The sequence below is a fragment of the Idiomarina sp. genome (assembly GCF_048265525.1).
Taxonomy (GTDB): Bacteria; Pseudomonadota; Gammaproteobacteria; order Enterobacterales; family Alteromonadaceae; genus Idiomarina.
The window spans coordinates 1-24,511 of the sequence record NZ_JBLXBI010000006.1 but is presented as its reverse complement, the minus strand read 5'-3'; the positions used below and the strand labels follow the sequence as shown (position 1 = coordinate 24,511).

Here is a 24,511-nt window from a genome sequence, read left to right as displayed (position 1 = left end):
AACCGTCTTAAACTGACCATAATTCGAAAACAGTTCAATAACCCTTAGAGGTGAATACACTATGTTTCAATCAACTTTGAACAAGACATTAACCGGTTTAGTGGTTGCAGGTTCACTGGCGTTCAGCTCGTTAGCTGCGGCAACTGACGATTTACCAGAATACGAAAAAGTCAGCGGTTTATCAGGCAACTTGTCGTCAGTGGGTTCTGATACCCTGGCTAATATGGTGACCTTCTGGAGTGAAGAGTTTAAGCGCAACTACCCAAGCGTAAACATTCAGGTTCAGGCGGCAGGTTCTTCAACAGCGCCTCCGGCCTTAACTGAAGGCACATCAAACTTCGGTCCTATGAGCCGTGCAATGAAGTCAAAAGAAATCGAATCTTTTGAAAAACGCCACGGTTACAAACCAACTCCGGTTCGCGTTGCAATTGATGCGCTGGCGGTATTCGTACACAAAGATAACCCAATTGAAGGTCTTACAATTCCTGAAGTTGATGCAATATTTTCATCAACTCGTAAGTGCGGCCTGAACCAACAAGTGAACCGCTGGGGCGACCTTGATATGGACGGTGAATGGAGCAACCGCGACTTACAGCTCTATGGCCGTAACTCGGTATCCGGCACCTATGGTTATTTTAAAGAAATAGCGTTATGTGACGGCGACTTCCGTTCGAACGTGAACGAGCAGCCGGGTTCAGCGTCTGTGGTGCAGTCAGTTTCTACCTCAATTAATGCGATTGGTTATTCCGGTATTGGTTATGTAACGTCAGGCGTTAAAGCGGTACCTATCGCTAAAGCCGAAGGTCAGGAGTTTATTGGTGCAACCGCTGAAAATGCGTTGGCAGGTCAGTATCCATTAGCTCGCTTCCTGTACATTTATGTGAATAAGCATCCGACGAAACCTTTGGGTAAAGCGGAAGGCGAGTTCCTGCGCATGATTTTGTCAAAAACAGGTCAGGATATTGTCAATAAAGACGGTTACATCGGGTTACCAAATGCGGTAGTTAAAGCCGAACTGAAGAAGCTTGGCTTAGAATAATTTTTCCCTGAAAACGAATAGCCGGTAGCTTGCTGCCGGCTTTTTTTATAACTATTGCTGCATTATTAAGAAAATATGACAGTGGTGTAACAATACTGTCACATTATTCAACTAAACTGTCTGCAGACTTTTAGTAACGCGTATTCAAACTTGAGGTTTCTGATGGCATCACTGTCAGCTCAACAACTAGCCGCTAATCGGGGCCGATTATTTAAAGATCGTGCCGCACGCTATGGTGTCACCTTAGGTGGTATTATGGTGTTGGTAGCGCTGTTGCTTATCTTTTTCTATCTACTTTATGTTGTCCAGCCTATATTCCGCTCAGTTGATTTAACTGAACAACAAAGCTTTTCTTTGCCAAACAGCGAAGGAGTCAGTGCTGTTGGTATGGAAGAGCAAGCCGAAATAGGATACCGCCTGATGCGTTCAGGGGAGTTCCAGTTTTTCGCTTTAAGTGATAAGCGAGCAGCAAACCGTGAAGCGGGCGATATAATCAGCTCTAAAGCAATTGTAGAAGCTGATAAAGTGACCAGTTTCGCAAGTAGCTTGCCGGTTAATAAACAGTATGCGTATGGACTGGATGATGGGTCCGCGGTAGTCGTCGAGCCTAAGTTCAGGGTGACTTTTGCTGAAGACCCGAAAACTGGTATAGCCGAGCGTACCATTACCCCAAGAGTTGAAGTGCTTAATAATGGTGACCCTCTTACCGTAGCTGAAAATGGCCAGCCTTTAGAAAAGCTCGCTTACGATACCGATGGCGAAGCGATGTTGTTTGCTGCGGTGCAGAATGGCAACAATCTATTAATTACCAAGTACGCTGCTGAAGAAAACTTTATGACCGGTGAGGTCAGCTTAAAGCCAACTTTTAGCCAGGTCAGCCTTAACGGTAGTATCGATGACCTGGTGGTTACTCCTGATTTGCGTCAGGTGATGGCGCGTCGGGGCAACCGAATTCACGTGTTTGACGTCGGGTTAACCGGCAACGTCACCGAACGGGAATTGATGATAATTGATGCGCGCGAGCAAGGAGACGCCACCGGTATGTACCTGCTTGCGGGTGCCAGCTCTATTTTAGTTACCCACGACTCCGGGCTCATTACTCAGTGGTTCCAGGTATCAACTGATCAGGGGCGCGAGTATCAGTACATTCGTTCTTTTGATGTCGGCTCTCCGGTTGAAAACATTGAAGTAGAATATTATCGCCGGACCTTCTACACGGTTTCTGAAAATGGCGACCTCGGCATTTTTCATACGACCTCAGAAGCCGATCTCTATCGCGGTAACCCATTAGAGTCCAAGCTGCAAAACGTTATGGTCGATCCGCGAGCTAATTATCTTATTATGCAAAGTGGCGACCGCTTCAGTGTTTTCGATGTTGATAATGAACACCCTGAGGTAACCTGGAGCGCTATGTGGCAGGAAGTCTGGTACGAAGGTTACCCAGAGCCTGACTACACGTGGCAGTCAACCTCCGGCTCCGATGACTTTGAATCTAAATTCAGTTTGGTGCCTATTTCTTTCGGTACTATTAAAGCTGCCGCCTACGCAATGTTGTTCGCAGTGCCTATTGGCTTAGCTGCAGCGGTTTACACAGCCTATTTCATGTCGCCTTCGGTACGTAAATACGTAAAGCCGACGGTAGAAATTATGGAAGCTTTGCCTACCGTTATCCTTGGTTTCCTGGCTGGTCTTTGGCTGGCACCGATTATAGAAATGTACTTGCCCGGGCTAATAGCCGTTCTGCTGCTGGTACCCGCGACAATAATATTGACCGCATTTTTATGGTCAAAGCTACCGCCTAATATTCGTAACACCGTAACCGACGGGCGCGCTGCATTGCTGCTTATACCCATTATTTTGCTGGTTGGCTGGTTCTCCTTTGGCCTGAGTCCCTGGGTTGAGGAAGTTCTGTTTGACGGTAATGTGCGTGGCTATTTAACCAATGAACTAGGCATAACCTTTGACCAACGTAACTCGCTGGTTGTGGGTATCGCCATGGGCTTTGCGGTTATTCCAACCATCTTCTCTATTGCCGAAGATGCGGTATTCAGTGTGCCTAAGCATTTATCTAATGGCTCTCTGGCATTGGGTGCTACCCCATGGCAGACACTGACTAAAGTCATTTTGTTAACTGCAAGTCCGGGAATTTTCTCGGCGGTTATGATGGGTCTGGGGCGCGCTGTGGGCGAAACCATGATTGTTCTGATGGCTACCGGTAATACGCCAATTATGGACTGGAACATCTTCGAAGGTATGCGCACCTTATCTGCCAATATTGCGGTCGAGATGCCGGAATCTGAGGTTGGTAGCTCGCACTACCGAATCTTGTTCCTGGCAGCTTTTGTGCTGTTCATATTTACCTTCTTCTTTAACACCATTGCTGAATTTGTCCGTCAACGCTTGCGTGACAAATACAGCTCGATGTAATTCCGGAACAGAGGTTTATAGCAATGAATACATGGTTTAAATCCGGAAAGCCCTGGATCTGGTTAACCGCCGGTTCAGTTAGTATCAGTCTGATAGCCGTTATCGGGCTGGTGCTTATGATTGGCTGGCGCGGGCTGTCTTTTTTCTGGCCTTCAGCTATTCACGAAATGTCTATTGAACAGGCTGACGGTTCAACGCGCACGTTAATTGGCGAAATTTATGAAAGCGAGTCGGTACCAACGTCACGAGTGAGTGACGCAGGCACTATCATGGACGGCTATGAAGAAGAGGAAGTGACTCGTTACCTAATGAAAATTGGTAACCGTGAGTATGTGCCTCTCGATTTTGCCTGGGTGTTAGGGCCTGCGATTCGTGCGGACGAAACGCCAGCTGATCTGGCCGTTATTGAACGAACCAAAGATGGTAACTTTTATGGTTATCCAGTTGCGATTGAACAGCAGGGGGAGCGAGTTGCGACACAAGGCAACTTGCGTGAAGAGCTGTTTCAACGCATGGAACGAGCGGTAGAGCTTAATGAAGAAGCCATGGCGCTGCAGGAAGGCGAAATAGGTGCGGTTAATTACAAACTAAACCAGCTCAATCTTGAGAGCCGCAGTCTTGAGCTTGAGGGGAACTTAACTCAGGAAGCCATGGACGACATTGAACGTCGTCGCGAAGAGCTGCATAACGAGTATCTTGAGTATGAAAAAGAGCTGTTTGCACTGCGCGATAAAGCGGGTCGTGATTCATTAATTATGCGCGACATGCGCGGTGAGGAAATTAAAGTACCGATGTATCAGGTGCTGGATGTGAACTTTCCTAACGACATGGGCTTTTTCTCAAAAGTAGGGCACTTTTTCCAGCAAATTGGTAAGTTTGTGTCAGAGCCACCTCGCGAAGCCAATACCGAAGGTGGGGTGTTCCCGGCAATTTTCGGTACCGTTTTCATGGTGCTGTTAATGTCGATTATTGTGACGCCCTTTGGTGTTATTGCGGCCGTCTACTTGCACGAATACGCGGGTAAAAACGCCGTCACTAAACTGATTCGTATAGCGGTTATCAACCTCGCGGGTGTTCCATCTATTGTTTATGGTGTGTTTGGTTTAGGTTTCTTTGTCTACATGGTGGGCGGTAGTCTTGACCAGGTATTCTATCCGGAAGCCTTGCCCAGCCCGACCTTTGGTACGCCAGGCGTTCTTTGGTCTGCGGTAACTCTGGCTATTCTGACGCTGCCGGTGGTGATTGTATCGACCGAAGAAGGTTTGTCTCGTATTCCACCCTCGTTGCGCGAAGGCAGTTTGTCTTTAGGTGCCACTAAGTGGGAAACCATTTGGCGCATTGTTCTGCCTATGGCGTCACCGGCTATTATGACCGGTTTGATCCTGGCCGTTGCCCGTGCTGCAGGTGAAGTTGCGCCATTGATGCTGGTGGGTGTGGTTAAGTCGGCGCCTATGTTGCCGCTGGACGGAAACTTCCCTTACTTCCATCTGGACAGAAAATTTATGCATCTGGGCTTTCATATCTACGACGTAGGCTTTCAGAGCCCGAACGTCGAGGCTGCCCGGCCGCTGGTTTACGCTACGTCTTTCTTGTTGATAACCGTTATTGTCGGTTTGAACTTAACAGCCATTGGCGTACGTAACCACTTACGTGAAAAATACCGCTCACTTGAGCATTAAAGTTGAGCACGAAAGTTTTGATGAATTAGCGAAAAGGTCTGAACTTATGATTTCGGTAAATCCGAGTACAAGCAACTTAGAAAAGCTGGACTTACACAACTTGCCAGCAGAACAGACTGCTTTAGATATTAAAAACCTGGATCTTTACTACGGTGAAGATCAGGCGTTGTATGATATTTCTATGCGCATTCCGAACAACCGCGTAACGGCGTTTATCGGACCATCGGGCTGTGGTAAGTCAACGCTTCTGCGCTGCATTAACCGCATGAACGACTTGGTTGAAATTTGTCGTATTGAAGGCCAGATTGATATGCACGGCCACAATATTTACGACAAGAACGTTGATGTAGCGGCGCTGCGTCGTCGTGTCGGTATGGTGTTTCAGCGCCCGAACCCCTTCCCTAAGTCTATTTATGAGAACGTGGTTTATGGTCTACGCTTACAGGGTGTAAAAGACAAACGTGTGCTGGACGAAGCGGTAGAAACTTCACTGCGAGGTGCGGCCTTATGGGATGAAGTAAAAGACCGCCTAAACGCCAGTGCGTTCAGTTTGTCGGGTGGTCAGCAGCAACGTCTGGTTATTGCGCGTTCTATTGCCATTGAGCCGGAAATTCTGTTGCTGGACGAACCAACGTCTGCTTTGGATCCTATTTCGACTTTGACCATTGAAGAACTGATCACCGATTTGAAAGACAAATATACCGTGGTTATTGTCACGCATAACATGCAGCAGGCCGCGCGCGTTTCAGACCAGACAGCATTTTTGTATATGGGTAAACTGATTGAGTACGCCGATACTGATACTCTGTTTACGACCCCGTCTGAGAAGCAAACAGAAGATTATATTACCGGTCGTTACGGTTAAGGAGAGTGTCATGGATAAGATGAATATGAACAAGCACATTTCCGGCAAGTTCAACGAGGAACTTGAGGCTGTGCGTAACCGTGTATTGAGTATGGGCGGTTTGGTTGAAAAGCAATTGCAGGATGCGTTGCTGGCAATTCAGAAAGGCGACGCCGATCTGGCCGAAAAAGTGCTGAGCAGTGACCACAAAGTCAATAAGCTGGAAGTGCAAATTGACGAAGAGTGCGTACATATTATTGCTAAACGTCAGCCCGCTGCTAGTGACTTGCGTCTGGTTATCGCTATTATCAAAACCATTGCTGATTTAGAGCGTATTGGCGACGAAGCCGAGCGCATTGCTAAGGTTGCGAAAGAAAGCTTCAATAACGACCAACAGCAGCTGTTGGTGAGTCTCGAAAACCTTGGTCAGCAAGTATTAAGCATGTTGCATAAAGTTCTGGATGCTTTCGCGCGCATGGATCTTGAATCGGCTTACGACGTGCATCAGCAGGACGAACAGGCTGACCGTCAATATGAAGCGCTGACACGCCAGCTTATGACTTACATGATGGAAGACTCTCGTTCTATTCCAAAAATCATGAATGTTCTTTGGTCTGCACGTTCTTTAGAGCGTATTGGTGACCGTTGTCAGAACATTGCCGAGTACATTATCTTCTTTGTGAAAGGCAAAGACGTGCGCCATGTCTCACCAGAGAGCATGGAACGCACGGTTATGGGTAAAAAAGACTAGAATAAGCGCCGGGCGCGAATCGTGCCCGGAATGTCTTTCAGTTGCTGCAATACATCGGCACCGTTATCGCTGTCGATGTCCATCACTACATAGCCAACGTTCTCATCCGTTTGTAAGTACTGACCTACCACGTTAATTTCGTTGTCACTAATAATGCGGTTAATAGCGTTTAGCATACCCGGCTGGTTTTTATGAATATGCAGCAGGCGTTGCGCTGTTGCGTGTGTCGGCAGGCTAACTTCAGGGAAGTTCACCGCAGACAGGGTTGAGCCGTTATCGGAATAGCGCACCAGTTTTCCGGCCACTTCAACGCCAATATTTTCCTGAGCTTCTAAGGTTGAGCCACCAATGTGGGGGGTTAACAGGCAGTTTTTTAGGCCGCGCAAAGGCGACAGAAATTCATCGCTGTTGCCTTTGGGTTCAACCGGAAACACATCAATAGCAGCGCCGGCCAGGTGTCGTGACGACAAGGCTTCTGCAAGAGCGTCGATATCCACAACCGTTCCGCGAGAAGCGTTAATCAGCAGGCTGCCGGGCTTCATGCGCTCAATTTGGCGGCGGCCTATCATCCACTGAGTTTGCTCATTTTCCGGCACGTGCAAAGTGATGATATCGGATTGTGCCAGTAAGTCATCCAGCGTGGCTACCGACTGAGCATTGCCCATAGGCAGTTTGTCTTCAATATCAAAGTAACGAATGTGCATGCCCAGCTGCTCGGCCAGAACACTAAGCTGACTGCCTATGTGGCCATAGCCGACTATGCCGAGTATCTTTCCGCGTGCCTCATAAGATTGCTTGGCAGATTTTAACCAACCGCCTTCGTGGGCTACGGCATTTTTTTCCGGAATGCCACGCAACAACATAATTATTTCGGCTAAAACCAGCTCAGCAACGCTGCGGGTATTTGAAAATGGCGCATTAAAAACAATGACACCGTGCTTCTTCGCTGCATCTAAATCAACCTGATTGGTACCAATGCAGAAGCAACCTACGGCAATGAGCTTTTCGGCAGCGGCAAACACACGGTCGTTCAGCTGGCTGCGCGAGCGTATACCCAGAATATGGGCGTCTTTAATTTTTTCGCACAGCTCGTCTTCGCTTAGCGAAGTCTGCAGTATTTCCAGATTATGATAGCCATGATGCCGAAACAGCTGAATGGCGCTTTCATGAATGCCTTCCAGCAGCAAAACTTTGATTTTGTCCTTTGCCAGTGATATCTGCATTAGCCACTTACCTTCAGGGTTTGTACTCCGTCTTCACGAGCAATTAAAGCGATATCAGCGCCGCGTTGGGCAAACAGTCCGTTAGTGACCACGCCGACAATATTATTCAGCTCAGCTTCAAGCTTCATTGGCTCCATAATATCGAAGTTATGCACATCGAGGATCCAGTTGCCGTTGTCGGTAGTAAAACCCTGACGCCACACCGGGTCGCCGCCCAGCTTCACAATTTCACGGGCCACGTACGAACGCGCCATAGGAATAACTTCAACCGGCACCGGGAATTGACCCAGGCGGCCAACCATTTTGCTTTCATCTGCAACGCAAACAAACTTCCTGGCTACTGCGGCAATAATTTTCTCGCGGGTTAATGCGCCACCGCCGCCTTTAATCATTTGACCGTGCTCAGTAATTTCGTCAGCACCGTCTACGTAAATGGGTACCTCCACAACCGAGTTAAGCTCAAACACTTCAATGCCGTGCGATTTCAGGCGCTCGGTTGAGGCTTCAGAGCTGGATACCGCACCCTCTATGTCATGCTTTCGTTCGGCCAGGGCATCGATAAAAAAGTTTACCGTTGAGCCGGTGCCGACTCCGACCACAGTGCCGTCTTCAATGTATTGCATAGCAGTTTCTGCTGCCGCTTTTTTGAGTGCATCAGCGTTGCCTGACATGAGCGTTTTTCTCCGTTTGTTTTTTATACGCCAGTATAAGGAATTTGTTGGTTTTTATCGACGTTTCTTTGCTTCAGAAACGCCAGTGTTTTGCCGGTGTTATCACTTCCGGCAATGGAATGTCCCAGCTCTCGACAGGAATGCTTTGAACCAGTTGTTCGTTATAGCTTAACCCTACGGGTGATAAGTTGGGTTGATAACCGTTATGCCATTGAGCCAGAGTGCGATCATAATAGCCGCCGCCCATACCCAGCCGGTTACCGTTTTGATCGAATCCGACAAGAGGCATCAGCAGTATCTGAATGTTCGATAGCGGCACCACATTCTGTACGTTTAATTCAGGTTCCTGAATACCGTACTTGTTGAGCGTCATTGGGGTATCAGGAGTATAGCGTAAAAACAGCAAATGACCTTTAGCAAAAGGGTGAAGCACCGGCAAAACGGTGTTAAATCCTAGTTGCCACAGTGTTTCAATAACGGGAAAGGTCGGCAGTTCACCGTCAAAACTTTTATATACGGCTACTGTGGTTTGTTCTGGTTGCAGATGACTTAAACGCTGTTGCAGTCTGTTGGCAACCTCGCGCGCGGCCGTCTGTTGCTGTTCGGCGGGTAAATTGCGGCGAATCTGCTGTAACTTGCGTCGGAGATTGTGTCGGGTCATGCTAGAGTCTGCTTTTAGAAAAACGCTGAAGAATGGTCTGAGGATAACCGATGAAAACAATAAAAACGATAGCTTTAGCCATGGTTGCCATGGCTTTTACGGTTGCAGCCTATGCTGTGCAAGCGCCACCTAAAGCCCCGGAACGTGACCGTGGCGAAGGTCCATACGAACGCCTTATTTTACGTGGCGGCACATTAATTAACGGTGAAGGTGCGCCGCCATTTGGCCCGGTGGATATTGTCATTGAGAACGACCGTATCGTGAATATTATCAGCGTGGGTAACCCAGGCGTGCCAATTAAGCCGGAAGGGCGGCCCGAAGCGGGCGCTAACGACAAAGAACTGGATGTCAGCGGCAAATACATTCTGCCCGGCTTTGTCGATATGCACGGGCACATTGGCGGCTCGGCAAAAGGCATTCCGGCGGAATACGTGCTGAAGCTATGGTTAGGACATGGTATTACCACCATTCGAGAGCCGGGCAGTTTTAATGGCCTGGACTGGGTTCAGTGGCATGAGAAACGCGCTGCGGACAACCGCATTACGTCGCCGCGAATTATTCCCTACGTTGGTTTTGGACAAGGCTGGGATAAGCCCATTTATAATGGCGAACAGGCACGCGAGTGGGTTCGTTATATAAAAGACCAGGGCGCAAAAGGCATTAAGTTTTTCGGTGCTTCGCGTAAGGTTATGGAAGCGGCGCTGGACGAAGCCAACAAGCAGGGCTTAGGCACTATGATGCACCACGCTCAACTGAATGTGATGTCAATGAATGCACTGGACTCAGCACGCTCAGGCTTAACCTCAATGGAGCATTGGTATGGCTTGCCGGAAGCTTTGTTTGAAGAGCAGCGCGTGCAGGACTACCCGGCAGATTATAACTACAACAACGAGCAAAACCGTTTTGAAGAAGCCGGGCGTTTATGGAAGCAGGCGGCAGAGCCGGGCTCCGAAAAATGGAACTCGGTACGTGACGAGTTGATTGAGCTGGACTTTACCATTAACCCCACCTTAACCATTTACGAAGCCTCGCGTGACTTAATGCGCGAGCGTCAGGCTATTTGGCATGACGAATATACTCTGCCACGGTTGTGGGGCTTTTTTGAACCCAGCCGCTATGCACATGGTTCGTATTGGTTTGACTGGACCACGGACAACGAAATTGCCTGGAAAAAGAACTACCAGAAATGGATGACGTTTTTGAAGGACTTCCATGAAAACGGTGGCCGTATTACCACTGGCTCGGATTCAGGCTACATCTACAAAATTTACGGCTTTGGCTACATTCGCGAGCTGGAATTACTGCGCGAAGCGGGTCTAAACGCGTTGGAGGTTATTCATGCTGCCAGCCTGGCAGGTGCCGAAGCACTGAATATGGAAGACGACATTGGTTCAGTGGCCATTGGTAAAAAAGCCGATATGGTCATTGTGAACGAAAACCCGATGGACAACTTTAAAGTGCTGTATGGCACCGGGCATTTTAAACTGGATGATAATAATCAGCCAATGCGTACCGAAGGCATTCAGTACACCATTAAAGACGGTATTATTTTCGATGCTCAGCAACTGTTGCAGGACGTTAAAGCCATTGTTGCTGAAGAAAAGGCGGATCGCCAAAAATGAGGGTGGCTTCCCAAGGTGCCGCTGCTGGCTGTAGCCCTTGAACCCATTGGTTCAAGGCGGGGAGCAAATGGTATCTGCCGTAGGCTTCCCGGTTCAAGCCGGGCTTGCACATGGCAGGCCAGTGATCCCCTTTTAATACAAGCATCGGCTCAGGGACATAAGCCTGCTGGCAAACACCCCAGGAAACCGCAAAAGGGTTTACATTGTTGCTTTAGCTTAACCGTTAACGATTACGTTGTGAGCGTTGCTCACTCATAGCCTGTTCAATGGTTGCCTGAAGCAACTGAATTTTCTCTTCCAGTTTAGCAGTTTTTGCAGACTGTTCATTTTGATCCTGAATCCATTCATGACACAAATTCAGGGCTGTCATTACTGCTATCTGTTCCACATTGGTCAGTTGGGTCCGTTCTTTGGTTTCTTCAAGCCTTTCATTAAGCGCATCCGCCGCTTGCTGTAACGCACTCTCCTGCCCAATGGGGCAAGCGACCTTGTAATTACGTTCCAGCAATTTTATATCCATGGTTTTTGCGGTCATTCAAAGACTCCTTGCAACTGACTCAACAGCGTTGATAACGGCATTATGGCATGAGCTACCGGTGTTTGTCAGCTAGCGATTACGTAAAGCCAGTGTTAGGATTAGGGCAAGATTAACCAAAGGCAGAATGTGAATGTCGACACGTTTTAATTATGACCGTTTAGTTGAGCTTTATGCACAATACGATATGACGCCAAGTGCATCGGAAGTGCAGGGCATGTTAACCGGGCTAATAGCCACCGGTAGCGACGCCAAAAGCAATGAATTAATGATATTAATGTCAGACCTGGCATACGACGGCCAGGGCTTGCCCGTCGAGCTGGAGAACTTGCTGCAACAGCAGGCTGAAGAAATTGAGCACTCGCTGGGCGACGAAGATTTAGGCTACCGCTTATTGTTACCTGAAGACACCACTCCGTTGTCTGACCGCTTAAGCGCACTGGCTGGCTGGGTTAACGCCTTTTTAGTGGGCTATGGTGTTAATCAGGAAAATATGACCAACTTAAGTGGTGACTTAAAAGAAGCCATTGAAGACATGGTCGAGCTGGCAAAAATAGAATTTACCGATGACGGTGATGAGGAAGAAGAACGAGCCTACACCGAAATTGTCGAGTATCTGCGTATTTCAGCCATGATGTGTTACACCGAGTTAGGCCGAAAAGAACAGCCCGCGAACCAGCCGCCTAAAACTTTACATTAATTACTGACGGAGTTGAGGTCGTTGATGAAAGACGTTATTCCGCAGGACGAATTTAACCAGCGCCGGCAGCAGTTATTGGAATTGTTGCCGACTAATTCACTGGCACTGGTTGCCGCCAGCAGTGAAGTGACCCGTAGCAACGATACCGAGTTTCCGTTCCGGCAAAACAGCGACTTTTTCTACTTAACCGGTTTTAATGAACCGGACGCTGTATTGCTGCTGATCAACGACAGCAACCCGCGCAGTGTTTTATTCTGTCAGGACAAAGATCCAAAGCACGAAGTTTGGCACGGGTTGCGTCTGGGTTATGAAAATGCCGTTGAAGCCTTAGCTGTCGATAGCGCAGAAGACCTCGATACCTTGCCCGAACGCTTACCCGAATTGTTGCAGGGCATTGAATCGGTTTTTTACCCCATGGGTGAAGATTCAATACTGGCCGAGTTAGTCAGCGAGGCTCGTGACGAAGTGAGTGTTAAAGCCAGACGAAGCGGTAAGCTGGCGCCTCAAAGCTTATCTGATTTACGGCCTGACCTGGACGCCATGCGTTTAATTAAGTCAGCCGCAGAAATAACGGTAATGAAAGAAGCGGCACGTATTAGCACGCAGGCATTTCGTCGTATTATGCGTTTTGTCGAAGACGGAAAGCATGAGTATCAGGTCGCAGCGGAGCTGCATCACGAGTTTGCTATGAACGGCGCTTTGCATCCGGCTTACGGTATTATTAGCGGCGGTGGGGCAAACGCCTGTATTTTGCATTACACCGACAACCGGGACGTGCTGCGCGATGGTGATTTACTGCTGGTGGATGCCGGTGCCGAATACCAGGGTTACGCCGCCGATATTACCCGCACCTTCCCGGTGAATGGAAAGTTCAGTGAGCCACAGAGCATACTCTATAATTTAGTGCTGGAAGCTCAGCAGGCAGCCTTTGCTGAAATAAAACCCGGCAGCAATCTGGTTAATGCGAGCGAAGCCGCAGCGCGGGTCATTAGCGACGGTCTGACGGAGCTTGGTATTTTAACCGGTGACGCAGAAGAGAATTTCAAAGAGCAGCGCTGGAAAACCTATTTTATTCACGGATTAGGCCACTGGCTGGGTCTGGACGTTCACGATGTGGGTCGTTATCGCAGCAGTGAAGGTGAACCGGTTTCTTTTAAACCGGGCATGGTGCTGACGGTAGAACCGGGCATTTATATTCCGGAAGACGCCGGGGTTGATGAAAAGTGGCGCGGCATTGGCATTCGCATTGAAGATGACCTGGTAGTAACAGCTGATGGCTTTGACAACATGACCGCGGGCGTACCGAAAACCATTGAAGAGATTGAAGAATGGATGAAAAGCCAGTAACTCAGGCTGATGTGGTTATAGCCGGAGGCAGCTTAGTGGGTGCCTTAACCGGCTTAATGCTGGCGCAGCAGCGGCCGGACTGGCGTATTGTGGTGTGTGAACCACGCGCCGAAGGCCCGCCCGCCGACAAGCGCATTATTGCGCTGGCAGCTGCCTCAGCAAAGCGGTTACAAAGCTTGGGCGCGCTCAATGGCATTGACAGCACGCCAATAAAACACATTCATATTTCTGATCGTGGCTTTGCCGGCGCAGCCGAATTACACGCTGAAAACGAAAAAGTTGAGGCGCTGGGGCGCGTGGTTTCGGCCTCAGAGCTGGTCAATAACCTATACCTGAGTTGCCAGAAACAGCCTAATTTAAACTGGTTGTCCGGTGTGCGACTGGAGTCACTGCAACAGCAGCAGGATTACGTGGAACTCACTCTGGATAACGCACAGAAATTGCAGGCCAAATTGCTGATTGGCGCCGACGGCCAGAACTCGTTAGTGCGCGAACAGCTTGAATTAAAATCCGATACCTACGACTACGGTCAGTTTGGCTGTATTGCCACCTTAGACATGAAACAGCCCTTAGATGGCTGGGCTTTTGAGCGTTTTACCGAAGCCGGACCCATTGCTTTGTTGCCCATGCAGAATTCGCAGGCCTCATTGGTGTGGAGCTTTACTGAAAAACAACGTGAAGCCGCCGAACAATGGTCAGATACTGAATTTTTACACCGTTGTCAGCAGGCCTTTGGCTACCGTGCAGGCTTATTTACCGGGGTATCGAAGCGGGTTTTTTATCCGCTCATTTTACGCCGGGCTAAACGCTCAACCCATCACCGCAGTGTCATTATTGGTAACGCCTCGCATGCGTTACACCCCATAGCCGGGCAGGGGTTTAATCTGGGCTTGCGGGATACCGAAGTTTTATGTGAAGTACTGGCAACAACCGATGACCCCGGTAATTTCCGCGTTTTACAAGGCTACGAGCAGAACCGCGAACGCGACTATCAGGCCATTATTAAGCTGACCGACGGCCTTGTGCGTGGTTTCTCCAACCATTATTTACCCACCGTTGTGGGCCGCAACAGTGCGCTGATGTTACTGCAGCATTGTTCGCCGCTGAAATCCGCCTTTGCACGCTTAACCATGGGGATGAAACCATGACCATGAAACGCAAAAAGTTAGATGTTGTGATTGTTGGTGGCGGTATGATTGGTCTGAGCCTGGCGATACGCCTGGCTCAGCAGAACCGACGAGTAATGGTGCTGGAAAGACATTCGCAGCCTGAGCTTTCTGAAGAGCTGGCTTTACGGGTGAGCGCGTTGAATGATCGCAGTCGCAGCGTATTAAAAGACTGCGGAGCCTGGCCTTTAGTGCAGGAACACCGAAGCGGCCCCTACCAGAGCATGCAAGTGTGGGACAAAGACAGCCCGGCGCACATTGAGTTTTCTGCAAAGGAAATTAACGCCGAAGATTTAGGCGCGATTGTTGAAAACAACGTGGTGGAGCACTTTTTATGGCAATGCGCTGAGCAGTTAGGTGTTGAGATATTGCAGACGCAGCAGTGGACAATGGTTCACGCCGGCGATGAGTCTCACCCCGCGGAAATAGAGGTTGGTGAGTGGTTACTGTCAGCTGATCTTATAATTGGAGCCGACGGTGGTCGTTCGAAAGTGCGTCAGTATGCTGAATTACCAATTTCTTTCTGGGACTACGGACAGCAAGGCATTGTGGCGAACATTCGCACGGAACAACCGCATAATGGCGTGGCTCGTCAGGTGTTTTTGCCCACAGGGCCGCTGGCGCTTCTGCCAACGCCTGACTCTCATACGGTTTCTATTGTCTGGTCTGCCGATGAAGATCTCGCCAGAAATTTGCTTAATGAGACACCGGAGCGCTTTGCAAAACAGGTGGAAACAGAGTCAGGGCGGGTATTAGGTGGTTGCGAGTGTGTTTCTGATATAAAAGCCTTCCCGCTTAGAATGCAGTATGCCCGCCAATGGTATCAGCATCGTATTGTTTTGGCAGGTGACGCGGCTCACACCATTCATCCGCTGGCCGGGCAGGGTGCAAACTTAGGTTTTGGTGACGTGAAAGCTTTAACCGAGAAAATAGAGGGTGTGGATTTATCTTCGCTGGCGCAATTGCACCGCTCGCTGAGTGCGTATCAGCGCGAGCGCAAAGCCGACGCTCAGCTCATGATAGCCGCAATGGAAACGTTCAAACGCGGTTTCGGCACAGCAAACCCAGTAGTGAAAGGCCTACGAGCCCTGGCCTTCGCACTGCCAAACAAACTCACCTTTTTGAAACGCAAGCTAGCCGAAGTGGCTCTGGGGAGCTAGGTGGCGGTGGTTGCTACGTACTGGTCTGGGAGCCGCCCGTAAATACGTCCCTGTAGGGCTTGGGCAGCGCCATCCATGGCGCTGCACACTCCCTGACCAGTACGTACCAACCATAGGCGCCACCTATTCCGTAGCTCAGCTCTCGTAGCCTGACGTTCACGTCAGGTGAGATGTTCAAATCCTCGCTTTCAGGTAATCGGCTAATTGTGAGGCAGCGCTTGAGGCGCCGCCGGCCAGGCGCATAATGACGTTTACAGAGCCGGGGGCTGGTAATTTTTTCCCATTAGCAAGCGCATCTATTACCGAAACACTGTCCGGTACTGTGCTACGGGCCAGTACGGTTATTCCCAAACTGCTGTGTAGTGCGGCGGTAAGCCCTGAGAAGTCGGTGTTGGTGTAAGTAATTCTGTAGGGCTGGTGTATCCGTTGCAGACTCTGTTCGGCACGGCGGCGGTAAATACACCCTTCCGGAGCTACAACCAAAGGCAAACTGGGTTGCTCGACCAATGCGGGGGAGCCCACCCAAACCAGCTCTTCGCGCTGAATCAAAACATCGCTTTTATTGGTCTGTTCGCGCAGCGCCAGAATAATATCGAACTGCTGTCCTAGTCCGGACAGTAAGTCTTTACTCAACGCGGAAGTCACCTGCAGCGTAACCTGCGGGTAAACCTGAGCAAATTGACCAAGCACTTTAGGTAGCAAACTGGACGCGAATTCGCTGGTAATACCCAGCCGCACTTTACCACTGACTTGTTGCGGCTCGAACTGAGCCCAGGCCTGGTCATTCAACGCCAACATTCGCTGTGCGTAGTCAAACAGCACGTCACCGTCGGCGGTAAGGGCAAAGCCGCTGCCCTGGCGCGTTAGTAGCTCAACGCCCAGTTGCTGCTCCAGCTTTTTAAGCTGCAAACTAATAGCTGGTTGAGAGCGCCCCATGCGTTCGCCGGCGAGTGTCATACTGCCCAGCTCAATCACCGCACTAAAACTGCGTAAGGCCTCTAAGGATAAATGTTTCATTGGTTCGCTTTATAAAGTCATTACTGGGTATTTGAAAAATTAATACCATTATAAGCATTATTGATTTTAAGTTTAAACGAATCACGCCTATAATTTGCGCCCATACACACGCACATAAAGTGAACAGAAAAGGAACACGGTATGGGTAGCAGAACGCCACTGTACGAAGCACACGTAAAAGCGGGTGCAAAGATGGTTGATTTTCACGGCTGGGACATGCCGCTGAACTACGGTTCACAAATTGAAGAGCACCATGCTGTACGCCGTGACTGCGGTGTTTTCGATGTGTCGCACATGACCATTGTTGACGTAGAAGGTCCACAGGCTCAGGCGTTTTTGCGTTACCTGCTGGCTAACGACGTTGCCAAGCTAAAAACCGAAGGCAAAGCACAATACACCAGCATGTTGAATGAAAACGGCGGTGTTATTGATGACCTTATTGTGTATTTCTTCTCAGAAACCGCTTACCGCATGGTGGTTAACTCAGCCACCCGTGACCGCGATCTGGCATGGATTGAAAAAGTTGCTGCCGATTTTGATGTCACCACCAAAGAGCGTGACGACATGGGTATGCTGGCGTTGCAGGGCCCTAAGGCCGCTGACAAAATTCAAAACGTATTAACTGCAGAGCAGTACGCAGAAATTGACGGCATGAAGCCTTTTGTGGGTAGAGACGTTGGCGATTACTTTATTGCGACCACAGGTTATACCGGCGAAAAAGGCTACGAAATTGTGGTTCCGGCTGAGCAGCTTGAAGCCCTGTGGAATGACTTGCTAAAAGCCGATGTGGCTCCATGTGGCTTAGGTGCTCGTGATACACTGCGTTTAGAAGCTGGCATGAACCTGTATGGTCAGGACATGGATGAGAACATCACGCCGCTGGAAGCCAATATGGGCTGGAGCGTAGCGTTTGAACCGGCTGACCGCGACTTCATTGGTCGTAAAGCATTAGAGCAGAAAAAAGCTGAAGGTCACGACAAGTTAGTCGGCCTTGTGATGGAAGAGAAAGGTGTACTGCGTCACGGTCAAAAAGTAACCGTTGAGGGTGGCGAAGGTATCATCACTTCTGGTACATTCTCGCCTACACTTGGTTTCTCAGTTGCAATGGCTCGCGTTCCATCAAGTGTTGGTGATACAGCGGAAGTGGAAATGCGTAAAAAACAAATGCCGGTGAAGGTAGTTAAGCCAGGTTTCGTCAGAAACGGTCAATCTGTTTTATAATCGAACAAGATTCAATACATTCCGGGTAACCCGGGTAGAAGGAAAGCAATATGAGCAATATTCCAGCAGATCTGAAATACGCATCAACTCACGAGTGGGTTCGTGACGAGGGCGACGGTACCTTTACAGTAGGTATCTCTGAGCATGCGCAGGAGCTTCTTGGCGATATGGTGTTTGTTGAGTTACCTGACGTGGGTGACAAAGTGGCCACAGGCGACGACATTGCCGTAGCTGAATCTGTAAAAGCAGCATCAGACATCTACGCACCAATGACAGGTGAAGTTGTTGCGGTTAACGAAGACCTGGAAGATGCCCCTGAAACCGTTAATAACGACCCTTACGGTGACGGCTGGTTATTCCGTATAAAAGCAGATGACAGCAGCGAGCTGGACAACTTGCTGGACGCAAATACTTACGAGGCTTCAATCGACGAAGACTGAGGCCATTGGCGCATAGCACCAATGACACAGAGCGTCCTGAGCCCCGGAAATTAGCCGGGGTTCATTGTTTTTTGTATCCGATAAGTTTTCGATAAATTTCCGATAAATGTACGAGGCTGAGTTAAATGAGCAGTACTACCCTGACGCAATTAGAGCACCACGATGAATTCATTAGCCGCCATATTGGCCCAAGCGCTGATGAGCAAAAAGCCATGCTGGCTGAGCTGGGTGTAGATTCTTTAGAAGCATTAACCAAAGACACTGTGCCTGGTGCGATTCTGCGTGAACCGTTCCTGCAGACAGGGGAGCCGCAAACTGAACGCGAAGCTCTGGCTCGTCTTAAAGACATCGCGAAAAAGAACCAAATTTGTACCTCGTACATTGGTATGGGTTACTACGACACCGTAGTGCCTAACGTTATTTTGCGTAACGTGCTGGAAAACCCGGGTTGGTACACAGCGTACACGCCGTATCAGCCGGAAATTGCGCAGGGCCGCTTAGAAGCACTGCTTAACTTCCAGCAAATGACCATGGACTTAACTGGTTTAGATTTAGCCAGCGCCTCATTGCTGGACGAAGCCACTGCCGCCGCCGAAGCAATGGCTATGGCGAAGCGGGTTTCTAAAAACAAAAAGTCCAATGCGTTTTTCATTGCCGACAACGTTTACACACAAACCATTGACGTGGTTAAAACCCGTGCCGAATACTTTGGTTTTGACATTATTGTCGGACCGGCGCGTGAAGCTTCTGATCACGATGTATTTGGTGCGTTATTGCAGTACCCGGACAAACAAGGCCAGTTGCACAACATTGAACAGTTAATTGGCGAATTGCAGGAGAAGAAGGCCATTGTCGCCGTTGCTTCTGACTTAATGAGCCTGTTAATGGTGAAGTCACCGGGCGAAATGGGCGCCGACATGGTGTTCGGTAACGCTCAGCGCTTTGGTGTTCCAATGGGCTATGGTGGTCCTCACGCCGCGTTCTTTGCTACCCGTGACAAGTTTAAGCGTTCATTGCCAGGCCGTATTATTGGGGTTTCTAAAGACTCGCGCGGACGCCCTGCACTGCGTATGGCTATGCAGACCCGTGAGCAGCACATACGCCGCGAAAAAGCGAACTCAAATATTTGTACCGCGCAGGTTCTGCTGGCCAACATGGCGTCGTTTTATGCTGTGTATCATGGCCCGGACGGCTTGCGTCGTATTGCCAACCGCATTCACCGTTTAACCGACATTGTCGCGTTAGGCATGCAGGACAAAGGCGTGAAGCTGGTGAACAGTCACTGGTTTGACACTCTAACCTTTGAAATGAAAGAAAACGCCGCTGACGTATTAGCGCGCAGCAAAGCCCTGGGTCTTAACCTACGCGTTGACGGCGAAGGCGTGTTCGGTATCAGCCTGGACGAAGCCAAAACGCGTGATGACGTTGAAACCTTATTTGCCGCGCTGTTTGGCGACAACCACGGTTTAGATATCGACGTACTGGACAGCCGTGTTGCTGGCGGTGACGTGGAATCTATTCCTGCTGATTTAGTGCGTACTTCTCAGTACTTGCAGCACCCGGTATTTAACGAGTATCACTCAGAAACCGAAATGCTGCGTTACATTAAAAAGCTGGAAAATAAAGATTTAGCCCTGAACCACTCAATGATTTCTCTGGGCTCGTGCACCATGAAACTGAACGCTACCGCCGAGATGATTCCGGTGACCTGGCCTGAGTTTGGTCAGTTGCATCCGTTCTGCCCGGCAGAGCAGGCACAGGGTTATTACGAGCTGGTTGAAACCTTGTCTGAATGGTTAATTGACGTAACCGGTTACGACGCTATGTCTATGCAGCCGAACTCCGGTGCGCAGGGCGAGTATGCAGGCCTGCTGGCTATTCAGAAGTACCATGAAAGCCGTGGTGACGGACACCGCGACATTTGCCTTATTCCAAGCTCTGCCCACGGCACTAACCCGGCATCCGCTCAGATGATGAACATGAAAGTGGTGGTGGTTGACTGTGACAAACACGGCAACGTGGATATGGACGACTTAAAAGCCAAAGCAGAAGAAGCGGGCGAGAACCTGTCGTGCATTATGGTGACTTACCCGTCCACACACGGTGTTTACGAAGAAGGCATTAAAGACATTTGTGACCTGGTTCACAACTACGGCGGTCAGGTTTACATGGACGGCGCCAACATGAACGCACAGGTGGGTGTAACCTCACCGGGTTACATTGGCTCTGACGTATCGCACCTGAACCTGCACAAAACCTTCTGTATTCCGCACGGTGGCGGTGGCCCTGGCATGGGTCCTATTGGCGTGAAGCAGCACTTGGCTGAATTTCTGCCAAACCACTCCATTGTAAACATTGACGGCCCTAAAGCAGGCAACGGCGCGGTATCTGCTGCTCAGTTCGGTAGTGCCAGCATTCTGACCATTTCATGGATGTACATTGCCATGATGGGCGGACGCGGCCTACGTGAAGCGTCAGAAACCGCTATTTTGAACGCCAACTACCTGGCTGAGAAGCTCAGTAAGCACTTCAAAATTCTGTATCGTGGCCGCAACAACCGTGTCGCGCACGAGTGCATTATCGACTTGCGCCCAATGAAAGACGCTGCCGGCATTGCCGAAATTGATGTGGCTAAGCGCCTGCAGGACTACGGCTTCCACTCACCGACCATGAGCTTCCCGGTTGCGGGTACCATTATGGTTGAGCCGACCGAGTCCGAGTCTAAAGCCGAGCTGGACCGCTTTATTGAAGCCCTGGTTAGCATTAAAGCCGAAGCCGAGAAAGTAGCGGCCGGTGAATGGCCAAAAGACAACAACCCGTTGATGAATGCACCGCATACACTGGCCGACATTACCGATGCAGAATGGAACCGCCCATACGATCGCAAAACGGCAACCTACCCGGTTGAAGCCGTTGGTTACGACAAGTTCTGGCCAACCGTTAACCGCATTGATGACGTATTTGGCGACCGTAACCTGATGTGCTCATGCCCGAGCATTGAAGAGTATCGGTAGGCTGTGTGGTGGGTGAGTACAATGATATGTCGCTGGGAGGGTTATTTGCTCAAATTAGCTGAGCATTGCTTTTCTACCTACCAACTGAACGCACGTTAAGTGCGTTCACACAACACACGAAGTTTTTGAGCTAGCAGGAGAATGAGCATGTCTTTAGATGATTACAAGGAGCGACCCTTTCGACTCTCTGAAAACAGTGATGGGGTTGATGGTGGTATTGAATTTAACGCCCATGACAGCGGCAAAACAGAAACGGCTTGGGTTGATATTGTTGACGATGAAACAGAAAGCCTTCGTGCTCGTGTTTCTGTTCAGGTAAACAAGCAGCCTATTCCGCACACGGAAGACGAGCAGCGGATCTTTTCTGAAAGCAATGTATCAGTAGAGCTTTTTGATGCAGACAGCGGCGACGATGTATCGGACGAGGTGAGCGAAAAGTTACTTGACGAAACGGATGCAGTGCAGCATTTACAACGCATTTGTTCTGACAAAGATCAGAGCGAGTAATAAATCCAATAACATCAGCCTCAATCTCTGCTACTGCGCTCGTCGCAATACAGGCCATTCGCAGGAATTGAGACTAAACAGAGCAAACTTCTCAGTGTTTTTTAGTGGGTAGCCTGACATTTACGTCAGGTGAGGTACTCACTGAAATGAATATGGAGCCCGCTTTTAGCGGGCTTTTTCACTCTATTTAGACGCCATACTTAAATTTCCATACTAACTGGAGATTACCCATGGCAGTTCAACAAGCATATCCGTGGAATAAAGATCGAATTATAGGGCAGAAAAAGCCACTCCAGATATCCCATATCTGGGGCATTCGCATACGCCTTGAACTTGAAGGAAAGGCAAGAGATTTGGCTCTTTTCAATCTCGGTTTAGATAGCAAGCTTAGAGGTTGTGATTTAGTAAAACTAAAAGTATCGGATGTTTCGTGTGGTCGTTCGCTGCTTACCCGAACTCACGTTGTGCAGCAGAAGACAGGCTGTCCAGTACAGTTCGAGATAACTCAAGGAACTAGAGACTCGCTATCCGCATGGATCAAGCAAGCGAACCTATCAGAATCAGATTATTTATTTATTTAGATCGAGAGTCACTGGCGCAGAACATATCTCGACCCGCCAGTACAATCGGATATTTCACGGTTGGATCGAGAAGCTGGGCTTGGATCGCTCGCTGTACAGCACTCATTCAATGCGAAGAACCAAGCCATATCTTATCTATAAGAAAACTAAGAATCTCAGAGTTATCCAACTTTTGTTAGGCCACAAGAAGTTGGAAAGCACGGTGCGTTACCTTGGAATTGAAGTTGATGACGCACTTGATATTTCCGAGTCACTTGAGGTTTGACTGTTAGGGGGCTGCTACGGCAGCCCTGTGCCATGAGCGGACGTTAACACCGTTTTAAGCGGCAAATCGCTGTTGGCTAAAATAAGTGAGGAACGAACAAAAAGCCAACTGTAATTTGTCCGACTTGAAAACCCTTGTTAGTCGTTACCACACTGGAATATGTGGTTGCTTGTTTCGACTTAGTGAGACATTCGTTATCAACTGTGTATATTCACTTTGAAAGTCGTTCCTCTGAAGTTGTTGAACGGCATATGATTTCATTTCAGTAACAGTAGCAAAACTTTCTTTAGCAACTAATTTTATTATATCTTTAATATAACCGTACATATCTTCACTTGCTTTATCAGGATCTTCATCTAGTTCATAAAAGTCAGCCCCTTCATGAACAAGTTTATTCCTAACATCGTGATATAACTCATCGTACCTTTTTAACTTTTTAGCAAAGGTGTCAGGACAACCATTTGAAAGAAGTGAAGCAATGTATGTTCGCTGCTTCCATCCACTCCAGTCAGGATCCGTTAGTCCATCTAATGTAAATACTAGATTTAAGAATTGGGATTCACTTCCAAGCGAATAAAATGACTGGCGACAAGATCTCAGTGCACCAATGATTGCTGAAGATAATTCATTATTCACATCACCGTTATGTACGGCCTCCAAAAACTCAATTCCATCTGAATAAAAGCTATCAACTTGTGGACCTAGCCAGTTGTTAGCTACTGAAAATGGCATTGAAATCCCTTTAAGTTCAAATGGTTTTAAATGTGTTCTTTCTATTGGTATTATGTCTACACAATATAAGCCATTTTTCATTTGACCTGCTGGGTTTGGAGTAAACTCTTTCTTAATAAATGAACTTTCGACGTATCTAACCAAATCCATAGCATGTTCAGCCATAGATAAACATTTATTGATAACATAATTATTATGGTTAATCGTTTTATTCAGATTTAATAAATCTTTATATTTCAACTTAACATCAAATTGCAAATATTCACAAGAGTAACTTGTTAACCTTTCATAAGGTTCTAAATCAAACTCTTTTCTACAAAAGAATGTAAAAGGTCCTACTGTTAGCGTTTCTTGAATAAATATACTTTTCAACGGAACAATAACTATACATTTGAATTCACGTTCAGGCTCCAATTCAGCCAACTCTAAATTAGCGTCTTTCGATTCGCCTCTCTTAATTTCTACCCAATCAAAACATTCGGTAAAATCAGAAAATATTTCGTCATCGTCTTTTTTAGATATTTCATCTTCAACACTAAATGTCACCCCATCACCTTCTGGAAATGGACTAGCCCAATAACCTTTAACTCTGATATTTTCCAATGACTTTGAAACTTCATCTTCCTTTCCTTCAAAATCACTTTTAGCCCACACCAAATTTCCGTTATATTTGGTACCTGACTCGTCGACTCTTGGTACAATTAATCGAGCTTCCATACATATCCTTACTTTTGACAAATGCCGAACTTATTTTTACGACTAACGCTGGTGGTAATGGGCGGCAACGGAACGCAGCTTATTTGGCGTCCCGTTGACCACATTGTTAGCCGCTCATCGTCAGTCGAAACCACTCTTTTCCCACAGGATCATCAACGCAAAAGTCATCAAACACTTGCTGTAATGGGAAAA

20 protein-coding genes, 1 other RNA gene and 1 pseudogene are annotated in these 24,511 nt (G+C 48.4%); 15 read left to right on the top strand and 7 right to left on the bottom strand.

Annotated elements, in window-relative coordinates:
- The first annotated feature begins 61 nt into the window (after positions 1 to 61).
- From ACN0TF_RS11905 to phoU, 5 genes are all read left to right on the top strand, one after another.
- A complete protein-coding gene (locus ACN0TF_RS11905) occupies positions 62 to 1,039 on the top strand; it encodes a PstS family phosphate ABC transporter substrate-binding protein (RefSeq protein WP_181813907.1) in 978 nt (325 codons plus the stop codon).
- Positions 1,040 to 1,201: 162 nt separating this feature from the next.
- Complete coding sequence (locus ACN0TF_RS11900; protein WP_417442116.1) at positions 1,202 to 3,466, top strand: ABC transporter permease subunit; 2,265 nt, start codon at positions 1,202 to 1,204, stop codon at positions 3,464 to 3,466.
- Between the two features lie 23 nt (positions 3,467 to 3,489).
- Positions 3,490 to 5,145 (top strand): phosphate ABC transporter permease PstA, encoded by a 1,656-nt coding sequence (gene pstA / locus ACN0TF_RS11895; protein ID WP_153849687.1) that lies wholly within the window; start codon positions 3,490 to 3,492, stop codon positions 5,143 to 5,145.
- 46 nt (positions 5,146 to 5,191) lie between these two features.
- Complete coding sequence (gene pstB, locus ACN0TF_RS11890) at positions 5,192 to 6,010, top strand: phosphate ABC transporter ATP-binding protein PstB (protein WP_034822279.1); 819 nt, start codon at positions 5,192 to 5,194, stop codon at positions 6,008 to 6,010.
- 10 nt (positions 6,011 to 6,020) lie between these two features.
- Positions 6,021 to 6,740: a phosphate signaling complex protein PhoU gene (phoU, locus tag ACN0TF_RS11885; RefSeq protein WP_011235333.1), complete on the top strand. Its 720-nt coding sequence runs from the start codon at positions 6,021 to 6,023 to the stop codon at positions 6,738 to 6,740.
- Here phoU and serA read toward each other — a convergent pair.
- The 3 genes from serA to ACN0TF_RS11870 all read right to left on the bottom strand — a co-directional run bounded on the left by serA (position 6,737) and on the right by ACN0TF_RS11870 (position 9,295).
- Entirely contained in the window at positions 6,737 to 7,963 is a 1,227-nt protein-coding gene (gene serA / locus ACN0TF_RS11880) for a phosphoglycerate dehydrogenase (RefSeq protein ID WP_417442115.1), read from the bottom strand. The genes phoU and serA overlap by 4 nt on opposite strands.
- Entirely contained in the window at positions 7,963 to 8,634 is a 672-nt protein-coding gene (gene rpiA, locus ACN0TF_RS11875) for a ribose-5-phosphate isomerase RpiA (protein WP_417442114.1), read from the bottom strand. Before rpiA ends, serA begins: the two co-directional genes overlap by 1 nt.
- A 73-nt stretch (positions 8,635 to 8,707) precedes the next feature.
- Entirely contained in the window at positions 8,708 to 9,295 is a 588-nt protein-coding gene (locus ACN0TF_RS11870; RefSeq protein WP_286824370.1) for a 5-formyltetrahydrofolate cyclo-ligase, read from the bottom strand.
- A gap of 50 nt (positions 9,296 to 9,345) precedes the next feature.
- Between ACN0TF_RS11870 and ACN0TF_RS11865 the strand changes: the two genes are divergently transcribed.
- The gene (locus tag ACN0TF_RS11865; protein ID WP_417442113.1) at positions 9,346 to 10,917 is read left to right on the top strand and encodes an amidohydrolase family protein; all 1,572 of its coding nucleotides are present in this window, start codon (positions 9,346 to 9,348) and stop codon (positions 10,915 to 10,917) included.
- Positions 10,918 to 10,920: 3 nt separating this feature from the next.
- On the opposite strand, the gene ssrS is transcribed toward ACN0TF_RS11865, so the two are convergent.
- A non-coding RNA gene (gene ssrS, locus ACN0TF_RS11860) (6S RNA) lies at positions 10,921 to 11,105 on the bottom strand.
- A 35-nt stretch (positions 11,106 to 11,140) separates the two neighbouring features.
- Positions 11,141 to 11,452 carry a cell division protein ZapA gene (gene zapA / locus ACN0TF_RS11855; RefSeq protein WP_011235328.1) on the bottom strand — a complete coding sequence of 104 codons (312 nt, stop codon included), beginning with the start codon at positions 11,450 to 11,452 and terminating at the stop codon, positions 11,141 to 11,143.
- A 133-nt stretch (positions 11,453 to 11,585) separates the two neighbouring features.
- Between zapA and ACN0TF_RS11850 the strand changes: the two genes are divergently transcribed.
- The 4 genes from ACN0TF_RS11850 to ACN0TF_RS11835 are packed head-to-tail and all read left to right on the top strand — an operon-like array spanning position 11,586 to position 15,825.
- Positions 11,586 to 12,152: a UPF0149 family protein gene (locus tag ACN0TF_RS11850; protein ID WP_011235327.1), complete on the top strand. Its 567-nt coding sequence runs from the start codon at positions 11,586 to 11,588 to the stop codon at positions 12,150 to 12,152.
- A gap of 24 nt (positions 12,153 to 12,176) precedes the next feature.
- Positions 12,177 to 13,499 (top strand): Xaa-Pro aminopeptidase, encoded by a 1,323-nt coding sequence (pepP, locus tag ACN0TF_RS11845; RefSeq protein WP_417442112.1) that lies wholly within the window; start codon positions 12,177 to 12,179, stop codon positions 13,497 to 13,499.
- Positions 13,481 to 14,647, top strand: coding sequence for a 2-octaprenyl-6-methoxyphenyl hydroxylase (gene ubiH / locus ACN0TF_RS11840; RefSeq protein ID WP_417442111.1), 1,167 nt, complete (start codon positions 13,481 to 13,483; stop codon positions 14,645 to 14,647). The genes pepP and ubiH overlap by 19 nt, the downstream gene beginning before the upstream one ends.
- Complete coding sequence (locus ACN0TF_RS11835; protein ID WP_417442110.1) at positions 14,644 to 15,825, top strand: FAD-dependent oxidoreductase; 1,182 nt, start codon at positions 14,644 to 14,646, stop codon at positions 15,823 to 15,825. Before ubiH ends, ACN0TF_RS11835 begins: the two co-directional genes overlap by 4 nt.
- Positions 15,826 to 15,999: 174 nt before the next feature.
- Here ACN0TF_RS11835 and ACN0TF_RS11830 read toward each other — a convergent pair whose 3' ends face one another.
- Entirely contained in the window at positions 16,000 to 16,842 is an 843-nt protein-coding gene (locus ACN0TF_RS11830; RefSeq protein ID WP_414018646.1) for a LysR family transcriptional regulator, read from the bottom strand.
- A gap of 141 nt (positions 16,843 to 16,983) precedes the next feature.
- Between ACN0TF_RS11830 and gcvT the strand changes: the two genes are divergently transcribed.
- The 5 genes and pseudogenes from gcvT (at position 16,984) to ACN0TF_RS11805 (ending at position 22,870) form a co-directional block, all read left to right on the top strand.
- The gene (gcvT, locus tag ACN0TF_RS11825) at positions 16,984 to 18,063 is read left to right on the top strand and encodes a glycine cleavage system aminomethyltransferase GcvT (RefSeq protein WP_417442109.1); all 1,080 of its coding nucleotides are present in this window, start codon (positions 16,984 to 16,986) and stop codon (positions 18,061 to 18,063) included.
- A 50-nt stretch (positions 18,064 to 18,113) separates the two neighbouring features.
- Positions 18,114 to 18,503, top strand: a complete 390-nt coding sequence (gene gcvH / locus ACN0TF_RS11820) for a glycine cleavage system protein GcvH (RefSeq protein WP_153849677.1) — start codon at positions 18,114 to 18,116, stop codon at positions 18,501 to 18,503.
- Between the two features lie 125 nt (positions 18,504 to 18,628).
- Positions 18,629 to 21,517, top strand: coding sequence for an aminomethyl-transferring glycine dehydrogenase (gcvP, locus tag ACN0TF_RS11815; RefSeq protein ID WP_417442108.1), 2,889 nt, complete (start codon positions 18,629 to 18,631; stop codon positions 21,515 to 21,517).
- Positions 21,518 to 21,664: 147 nt separating this feature from the next.
- On the top strand, positions 21,665 to 22,024 hold the full coding sequence (locus ACN0TF_RS11810) for a hypothetical protein (protein ID WP_417442107.1): 360 nt from the start codon (positions 21,665 to 21,667) through the stop codon (positions 22,022 to 22,024).
- A 230-nt stretch (positions 22,025 to 22,254) separates the two neighbouring features.
- Positions 22,255 to 22,870: pseudogene (locus tag ACN0TF_RS11805) on the top strand (tyrosine-type recombinase/integrase).
- Between the two features lie 144 nt (positions 22,871 to 23,014).
- Here the strand turns inward: ACN0TF_RS11805 and ACN0TF_RS11800 are convergent.
- Positions 23,015 to 24,319: a hypothetical protein gene (locus ACN0TF_RS11800; RefSeq protein ID WP_417442106.1), complete on the bottom strand. Its 1,305-nt coding sequence runs from the start codon at positions 24,317 to 24,319 to the stop codon at positions 23,015 to 23,017.
- Between the last annotated feature and the right edge of the window lie 192 nt (positions 24,320 to 24,511).